Source organism: Streptomyces sp. NPDC046465, assembly GCF_040646035.1.
In the GTDB taxonomy this organism is placed as follows: Bacteria; Actinomycetota; Actinomycetes; order Streptomycetales; family Streptomycetaceae; genus Streptomyces.
On record NZ_JBEYZK010000026.1, the window covers coordinates 115,241 to 122,314 of the forward strand.

General features: G+C 72.6%; 7 protein-coding genes. 6 read left to right on the top strand and 1 reads right to left on the bottom strand.

What is annotated here, in order from left to right; genetic code table 11:
• Positions 1 to 97 precede the first annotated feature (97 nt).
• The 6 genes from ABZ953_RS32660 to ABZ953_RS32685 all read left to right on the top strand — a co-directional run bounded on the left by ABZ953_RS32660 (position 98) and on the right by ABZ953_RS32685 (position 6,333).
• Positions 98 to 994, top strand: coding sequence for an arginase family protein (locus tag ABZ953_RS32660; RefSeq protein WP_361731632.1), 897 nt, complete (start codon positions 98 to 100; stop codon positions 992 to 994).
• Positions 995 to 1,034: 40 nt separating this feature from the next.
• Entirely contained in the window at positions 1,035 to 3,008 is a 1,974-nt protein-coding gene (locus ABZ953_RS32665) for a DUF5107 domain-containing protein (protein ID WP_361731635.1), read from the top strand.
• A gap of 184 nt (positions 3,009 to 3,192) precedes the next feature.
• Positions 3,193 to 3,423 carry a chaplin gene (locus tag ABZ953_RS32670; protein WP_361731665.1) on the top strand — a complete coding sequence of 77 codons (231 nt, stop codon included), beginning with the start codon at positions 3,193 to 3,195 and terminating at the stop codon, positions 3,421 to 3,423.
• 201 nt (positions 3,424 to 3,624) lie between these two features.
• The gene (locus tag ABZ953_RS32675; RefSeq protein WP_361731638.1) at positions 3,625 to 4,707 is read left to right on the top strand and encodes a hypothetical protein; all 1,083 of its coding nucleotides are present in this window, start codon (positions 3,625 to 3,627) and stop codon (positions 4,705 to 4,707) included.
• Positions 4,708 to 4,709: 2 nt separating this feature from the next.
• A complete protein-coding gene (locus ABZ953_RS32680) occupies positions 4,710 to 5,819 on the top strand; it encodes a hypothetical protein (protein ID WP_361731641.1) in 1,110 nt (369 codons plus the stop codon).
• Positions 5,820 to 5,943: 124 nt separating this feature from the next.
• Positions 5,944 to 6,333 carry a VOC family protein gene (locus ABZ953_RS32685; protein WP_361731644.1) on the top strand — a complete coding sequence of 130 codons (390 nt, stop codon included), beginning with the start codon at positions 5,944 to 5,946 and terminating at the stop codon, positions 6,331 to 6,333.
• A gap of 152 nt (positions 6,334 to 6,485) precedes the next feature.
• On the opposite strand, the gene ABZ953_RS32690 is transcribed toward ABZ953_RS32685, so the two are convergent.
• The gene (locus ABZ953_RS32690; RefSeq protein WP_361731646.1) at positions 6,486 to 6,842 is read right to left on the bottom strand and encodes a VOC family protein; all 357 of its coding nucleotides are present in this window, start codon (positions 6,840 to 6,842) and stop codon (positions 6,486 to 6,488) included.
• Between the last annotated feature and the right edge of the window lie 232 nt (positions 6,843 to 7,074).

Sequence of the window (7,074 nt, forward strand, 5' to 3'; positions counted from 1 at the left end):
CGGCACGAACTCCATTTGCGCCAAACCGATTGCGCTCCGCGGGCCGTACGGGGCAACGGAGTTGAAAGCCTCCGCGTGCGTCGCCAGGATGGGCGGCATGCGGAATATCGTGGTCGTCGACGCACCCTCCAACCTGGGCCTGCGCCCGCCCGCCCCCGGCACCGTGCCCGGCTGCCACAAACTGGCCGGCGCCCTGCGGGAACGAGGCATCCTGCGTCGTCTCGGCGCCATCGAGGGCGGCGTCGTCGTACCGCCACGCTACGACCGGGGCGACTGGCAGGAGGGCGACGGAGTCTTCAACGCGGAAGCCATCGCCTCGTACACCCGTAAGCTCGCCGACCGCATCGAACACCACGTGCGCGGTGCGGACTTCCTCGTCGTGCTCGGCGGGGACTGCTCGATCCAGCTGGGCGCCTCCCTCGCGCTGCGCCGCATCGGACGGTACGGCATCGCGTCCCTCGACGGCTCCGCCGACTTCCGGCACCCCGGCAACTCCGACCGGATCGGCGCCGCGGGCGGCGAGGAACTCGCCCTCGCGACCGGCCGAGGACAGGACGACCTCACCGACATCGAAGGGCTGCGGCCCTACGTGCGCGACGAGGACGTGTGCCTCTTCGGGCTGCGGGACGGGGACGAGGACCGGGCGGAGTTCACCGAGCTGAAGATCGCCAACGCCACCGTCGGCGAGCTCAGGAAGTGGGGCGCCGAGAACGTCGCCCGCGCCGTCACACAGACCCTCGAAGTGCCCGAACTCGACGGCTTCTGGGTGCACCTGGACGCGGACATCCTCGACCCTTCGGTGATGCCCGCCGTCGACAGCCCCGACCCCGGCGGCCTCTTCCCCGACGAACTCCTAGACCTGCTGCGGCCGTTCGTGCGCTCACCGCGCTGCGTCGGCCTCAACGTCACCATCTACGACCCCGACCTCGACCCCGACGGCAAGGCGGGCGACGTGTTCACCGACCTGATCGTGTCGGCTTTTGCGCAATCCTGACCTGGGAGGGCCCTGGCCGACATCCCGCCGAACGTGTTCCATGGTGATCGTGAAGACCACCGTGCGACGCGACGTCACCACCCTGCCCGCTGCCGAGCCGGGGCCCGAGAACCCGCTGCCGCCGCTCCTTCCGCTGCGGAACGCGCACGTCCTCGAAGAGCGCGCCAAGGACGGGCTGCCGCGCGACATGGCACGCCAACTCAGGTATGAACCGCTGAGTTCGCCGCTGCCCACCCGGGTCCTCGACGGGTACGGACGTGAGCGCACCGACACGGCGATCGACGTGATCGTCGTCGAGAACGACCGGCTGCGCGCCACCGTCCTGCCCGGCTACGGCGGCCGCGTCCACTCACTCCTGCACAAGCCGACCGGGCGCGAACTCCTGTACCGCAACCCCGTGCTGCAGCCCGCCGCGTTCGCCCTGAACGGCGCCTGGTGCTCCGGCGGCATCGAGTGGAACATCGGCGCCACCGGCCACACCACCCTCTCCTGCGCCCCCGTGCACGCGGCCCGCGTACGGGCACCCGACGGCGGCGAGATGCTGCGCCTGTGGGAGTGGGAGCGGCTGCGCGACCTGCCCTTCCAGGTGGACCTGTGGCTTCCCGAGGACTCCGACTTCCTGCACGTCGGCGTCCGCATCCGCAACCCGCACGAGAAGCCCGCGCCCGTCTACTGGTGGTCGAACATCGCGGTGCCCGACGAGCGCAGGGTGCTCGCCCCGGCCGACGAGGCCTGGCAGTTCGCGTACACCGGCGCGCTGCGGAAGGTGCCGGTGCCGGAGTTCGAGGGCGCCGACCGCACGTACCCGCGACGCAGCGAGTACCCCGCCGACTACTTCTACGACGTGCCCGACGGCGCCCGGCGCTGGATCGCCGCGCTCGACGACACCGGGCACGGACTCGTCCAGACCTCCACGGACCTGCCGCGCGGCCGCAAGCTCTTCCTCTGGGGCACCGGCACCGGCGGACGCCGCTGGCAGGAGTGGCTCACCGAACCGGGCACCGGCGGCTATGCGGAGATCCAGTCGGGCCTCGCCCGCACCCAGCTCGAGCACGTACGCCTGGACGCCGAGGCCGAGTTCAGCTGGCTCGAGTCGTACGGACCGCTGTCCGCGCCCGCGGACCGCGTGCACGGCGACTGGGCGGGCGCCCGCGAGGAGGTGGCGGCGCGCCTCGCCGACGCGCTGCCCCGGGAGTCGGTCGACGCCGCGTACGGGGCGTGGCTGGCCTGCGCCGACCGCGAACCCGGCGAGGTGCTCGCCGTCGGCTCCGGGTGGGGCGCGCTCGAAGTCCTGCGCGCCGGGTACAAGCTGCCCGGCACGCCCTTCGCCGAGTCGACGCTCGGCCCCGACCAGGCGCCGTGGCTCGACCTGCTGCACACGGGCGCCGTCCCGGAGCCGCGCAAGGTCGCCCCGCCCGGCCCCACGCTGGTCGCCCCGCACTGGCGGGACATGCTGGAGACCGCGCCCGCCCGGCCGCTCGCCGAGTACCACCTGGGCATCGCGCAGTGGCACGCGGACGACCGGGCGCAAGCCGTACGCAGCTGGGAGCGCGGCCTCGAACTCGCCCCCTCGCGCTGGCCGTTGCTCCGCTGCCTCGCCGTCGCCGACCGCGCGGAGGGCAACACCGAGCGGGCCGCCGACCGGTACGCGGAGGCCTTCGACGACCTGTGCCAGGAACGGCGCGACGACGGCGCCGTCTGGACCGCGGCGACGGCTGCCCTCGGCCACGAGGCGATCACCGCGCTGCTCGCCGCCCACCGCACGGAAGCGGCCCGCGCGGTATGGACTCGCCTCGGCGAACCCACCCGTACCGAGGGCCGCTTCCGCCTCCTTGAAGCACAACTCCTCTACGCCGAAGGCGATATGGCAGCGGTACGAGCCGTCTTCGAGTCCGGCTTCGAGGCGGCCGACCTGCGCGAGGGAGCGGAGACGCTGGGCGAACTGTGGACGGCGGCGACGGGCGAGGAGGTACCGGAGCGGTACGACTTCCGGATGCGCCCGGCGGAGAGCTGAGCCCGGAGAGCTGAGCCCGGGGGAGGGCGGCGGCGCAGGGTGAGCCGAATGTCCGCCTATACGGGTGGCCGCACCGTTTGAGTGAGCCGCAGGGCGTGACCTCGCGGCGGGTCGTCGCGTTACCGATCTTGTTCCTGGCTTTCCGCCCGGATTCGTCTTCTCTTAAGGAGTCTCGATGAAGCCCATGATCAAGATCGGTATCGCCGCCGCCGCGACCTGTGCCGCCGTGCTCGGTGCCACCGGTGTCGCCGCCGCCGACGCCGGCGCTTCGGGCGCGGCCCAGAACTCGCCCGGCGTGATCTCCGGCAACGTCATCCAGGTCCCGGTGCACGTCCCGGTCAACGTCTGCGGCAACACCATCGACGTCATCGGTCTGCTCAACCCGGCCTTCGGCAACACCTGCGTCAACGACTGACGTCAGCCGGGTCTCACGGTTTCCTGTGCCGTGGCAGGCCGGGCCGACTCTCCGGTTCTTCCCTTCCGGAGGGGCGGCCCGGCCTCCGCATTCCCCGCGAAATTCCCCGCGAAAGCGTGCGATGTCTGTTCACGTCGGGTGCATGCCAATATGCTGAGCGGCCTTCGCGGCCTGGGGAGGTCCGCGGTCTGGGGAGGTCCAGTGAACGGTCTCCGTGCGTTTGTCGTCAGCCTCGTGATCGCGTGCGCCGCGGTGATGTCGCCGGTCGCGGCACCCGCATCGACGGCTGCTGCGACCCCCGCCGCGACGCCGAGCTGGTCCGCGCTGACGGTCCCCGCGGCGGCCCCGCCCGTGACCGTGTCGCATCTCGCCGCCCGCGGGCCGGGCGAGGCCTGGGCCACCGGGTTCGAGCAGGTCCCCGATGGGCTGCGGCCGATGCTCTACCGGTGGGACGGCAGGGCGTGGAGCCGGGACGCCACCTTCCCCGGCGCGGGTGAGTGGGGCTGGCTCGGCAAGGTGCAGTTCGTCGGCAAGGAGATGTGGGTCCTCCACAACCGGGCGGGTGAGGGGGAGATCCTGCGCCGGTCGGCGACGGGCGCATGGAGTGCGCTGCCGCTGCCGCAGACCCTGTGGACCTACCAGGACTTCGCCGCGGTACCGGGTGCCGCGTGGGTGGTAGGCGAGGACGACACCGGCCTCAAGGTGCTGCACTACGACGGTTCCGGCTGGACCACGCAGTCCACCCCGGACGGCGTGCTGTACCTGATGGGGATCACCGCGCGTACGGCCACCGACGTCTGGGCCTGGGCGGACACCACCACCGGGACCACCGTCCTGCGCTGGGACGGCACGGCGTGGCGAGACGCGAAGGTGCCGCTGCCGCCCAACAGCAACGTGCACACGACCCTGCTCGAACCGTCCGGCCGGGTCACCATCGGCGGCAGCCAGTACACCGACGGCGTGGCCCGCACCTACCTGATGACCTTCAACGGGCATGCCTGGCGCACCACTTACCCACCGCTGGGCGACACCTACACCGAGGGCATGGTGCGCGGACCCGACGGCGCGCTGTGGCTGCCGGTGCGCAGCGACCGCGCTTTCCAGTCGAAGTACGCGCGGGTGGGCGGCTCCCGCACCACCTTCTCGTACGGTCCGGAACGCAAGAACGCGATCGACGTCAAACCGCGTGCGCTGACGAGCACGGGATCCGCGCTGCTGTCCTTCGGCACCGTCGAGATCTACGGCTCCAAACCGAACCTGATGAGCGAGCGGCTGGGAGGCTGACCATGGCACGCAGACTGCTCGTCGCGGTCCTCGCCGCCGTCCTGACCATCGCGGCCGTCATGGCCTCGGCCGCGGCGGAACCCCGGTCCTGGCGCCACGTTCCCGTCCCGGCCCAGGTGCGCCCGCAGGCCGGGCTGAGCGAGGCCGTGGCGTTCGGCCCCGACCGGGCGTGGGCCGTCGGCGCCGACGCGGTCGGCCGCGAGGCGCCGGGCTTCCCGCTGCTGCTGCGCTGGGACGGCACCGCCTGGCAGCGCCAGAAACTGCCCGGATCGGGCTGGCAGGGTGAGCTGGTGTCCATCGCCGCGACCTCACCGGCCGCGGTCTGGGCGGCGGGCCGTGACGCGTCGGGCGGCGCCCGCCTGCTCCGCTTCGACGGCAAGGCCTGGGAGGAGAGCCGTCCGCCGACCGGTGTCGTGCCGACCAAGCTCGTCGCGGGCGGCGGCGAGACCTGGCTGCTGGGGACGCGGGCCGGTGCGCAGGTACTGCTGCGCAGGGACGGGCGCGGCTGGCGGGACCTGCCGGTGCCGCCGGGAGCCGTGTACGGACTGCACGTCCTGGCCGCCGACGACGCCTGGGCCGCGGGCGCCACCGCATCGGGCGCTGCCGTGTCGCACTGGAACGGGCAGGCGTGGCAGCAGACGATCGTGGACGGGTTCCCGCGGGCGACCGTGACCAGCATCCTGGCGACCTCGCCGACGGAGGTGTGGGCGGGCGGCACGGCGGGCTTCGTCGGCGGCCCGCCCGGCAAGCCGATCCCGCCCCTCCTCGTCCGCTGGGACGGGCAGTCGTGGAGCAGGATGGCCGTGCCCACCGACTTCGGCGCGATCACCTCGATGGCGCCCGCCACGTCCGGCAAACTGGGCTGGATCTCGGTGGCCCGCTCGCAGAAGTGGGGCCCGCCGGGCAGCTCCCCGCCGCTCATCCCGGGCCCGGACTTCCTCGCCTGGAACGGCGAGTCCTTCGCCGGGTACAGCGAACCGGAGGTGGCAGGGGAAGGTGAGTCCGCGCTGCTGCGCCTCGCGCCGGTGCCGGGCACGGAGACGGTGTGGGCGGTCGGCCGCGCCGCCGGACCGGAGGGCGCGTTCGCGCCGCGCATCCTGCGGTTCGACTGAGGGCGGTCGGCGCGGGACGCCGTCAGCTCGCGGCCTGTTCCCGATCGGTCAGGAACGGAGAAGCACTGCGGAAACGGCGGCCATAGCGTGGTGGCATCCACCTGGAGCACCGCGAGGAGAAGCCATGCCGTTGCAGATGAACACCGTGATGCTGGGCGTCGAGGACCTGGACCGGGCCAAGAAGTTCTACGTCGAAGGGCTGGGGGCCAGGCTCGACCAGGACTTCCCCGGCTTCGTCAGGTGCGCCCTCGGCCCTGACTCCTCGATGCTGGCGCTGTACGAGTGGGAAGCGGCGGCCCAGGACGCGGGCGTGCCCTCGGAAGGGTCCGGGTTCCGTGGGGTCTCGCTGCACTTCGTCACCGACTCGCGGGACGAGGTGGACGAGACCCTGCGGGCGGCGCAGGCCGCCGGTGCCACCGTGGTCAAGGCCGCGGCCGCCTCGGAGTGGGGCGGGTACTTCGGCTATTTCAGCGACCCCGACGGCCACCTGTGGAAGATCGCCACCACCGCCTGACGACGGACCCCGCTCAGGCGTGCCCGCTGTCGTTCTGGGGCTCCCGCACCTCGAGGCCGCCCGCTCTACGAGGCGTGCGCCGAGGGCGTAGTCCTTGGTCGCTCCGGGCCCGCGGGCCCGGGGGACGCCTGACCCGCCGTGGAGGACACGGGTCAGCTGTCGGCGACGCGGCGGTCCACGTACTCGAAGACGGCGCCATCCGGGTGCATCGCGATGAGGTTGCGGCCCGCGGGGGTCGGGACCGGGCCCGCGATGACCCGCGCGCCGGCGGCGGTCAGGACGGCGCAGGCCTCGTCGACGTCCTTGACCGCGATGGTCGCCGCGACCTTGCGGAGCACTTCCAGTTCCTGCTCGGGGCCGCTCATCAGCAGGAAGCAGCCGATCGCCGCGACGGACACGCCGCCCCGCTCGAAGCGCATGGCCGTGCCGCCCGCCAGCCTTTCGTAGAACACGACCGAGGACTCCAGGTCCTCGACGCAGATCCGCAGCGTGGTTCCCAGGATCTCCATGATTGGAACGCCCTCACCTCTCCGACCGGCCACCGGCTCCGCAACGATTTCATGATTGCCCGCTCGCCCGCCACCGTCTCCGGCGAGAAGCTCGGCCGACTCCCGCCCCTCAACTCCCTTACACCACAAGCACGTCGGAGGGCGGCACCGTACGGTGCCGCCCACCGGTGGTCGTGCCCGCCGGCACGTGCGGGGGCCGCTGGCGGGGGTAGCGCCGGGAGTGCCGCGGGGC

Excerpts from the sequence above, each read along its gene's own strand:
- ABZ953_RS32670 (WP_361731665.1), top strand. The coding sequence starts at position 3,193 with ATGATCAAGATCGGTATCGCCGCCGCCGCGACCTGTGCCGCCGTGCTC.
- ABZ953_RS32660 (WP_361731632.1), top strand. The coding sequence starts at position 98 with ATGCGGAATATCGTGGTCGTCGACGCACCCTCCAACCTGGGCCTGCGC.
- ABZ953_RS32685 (WP_361731644.1), top strand. The coding sequence starts at position 5,944 with ATGCCGTTGCAGATGAACACCGTGATGCTGGGCGTCGAGGACCTGGAC.
- ABZ953_RS32680 (WP_361731641.1), top strand. The coding sequence starts at position 4,710 with ATGGCACGCAGACTGCTCGTCGCGGTCCTCGCCGCCGTCCTGACCATC.
- ABZ953_RS32665 (WP_361731635.1), top strand. The coding sequence starts at position 1,035 with ATGGTGATCGTGAAGACCACCGTGCGACGCGACGTCACCACCCTGCCC.
- ABZ953_RS32690 (WP_361731646.1), bottom strand. The coding sequence starts at position 6,842 with ATGGAGATCCTGGGAACCACGCTGCGGATCTGCGTCGAGGACCTGGAG.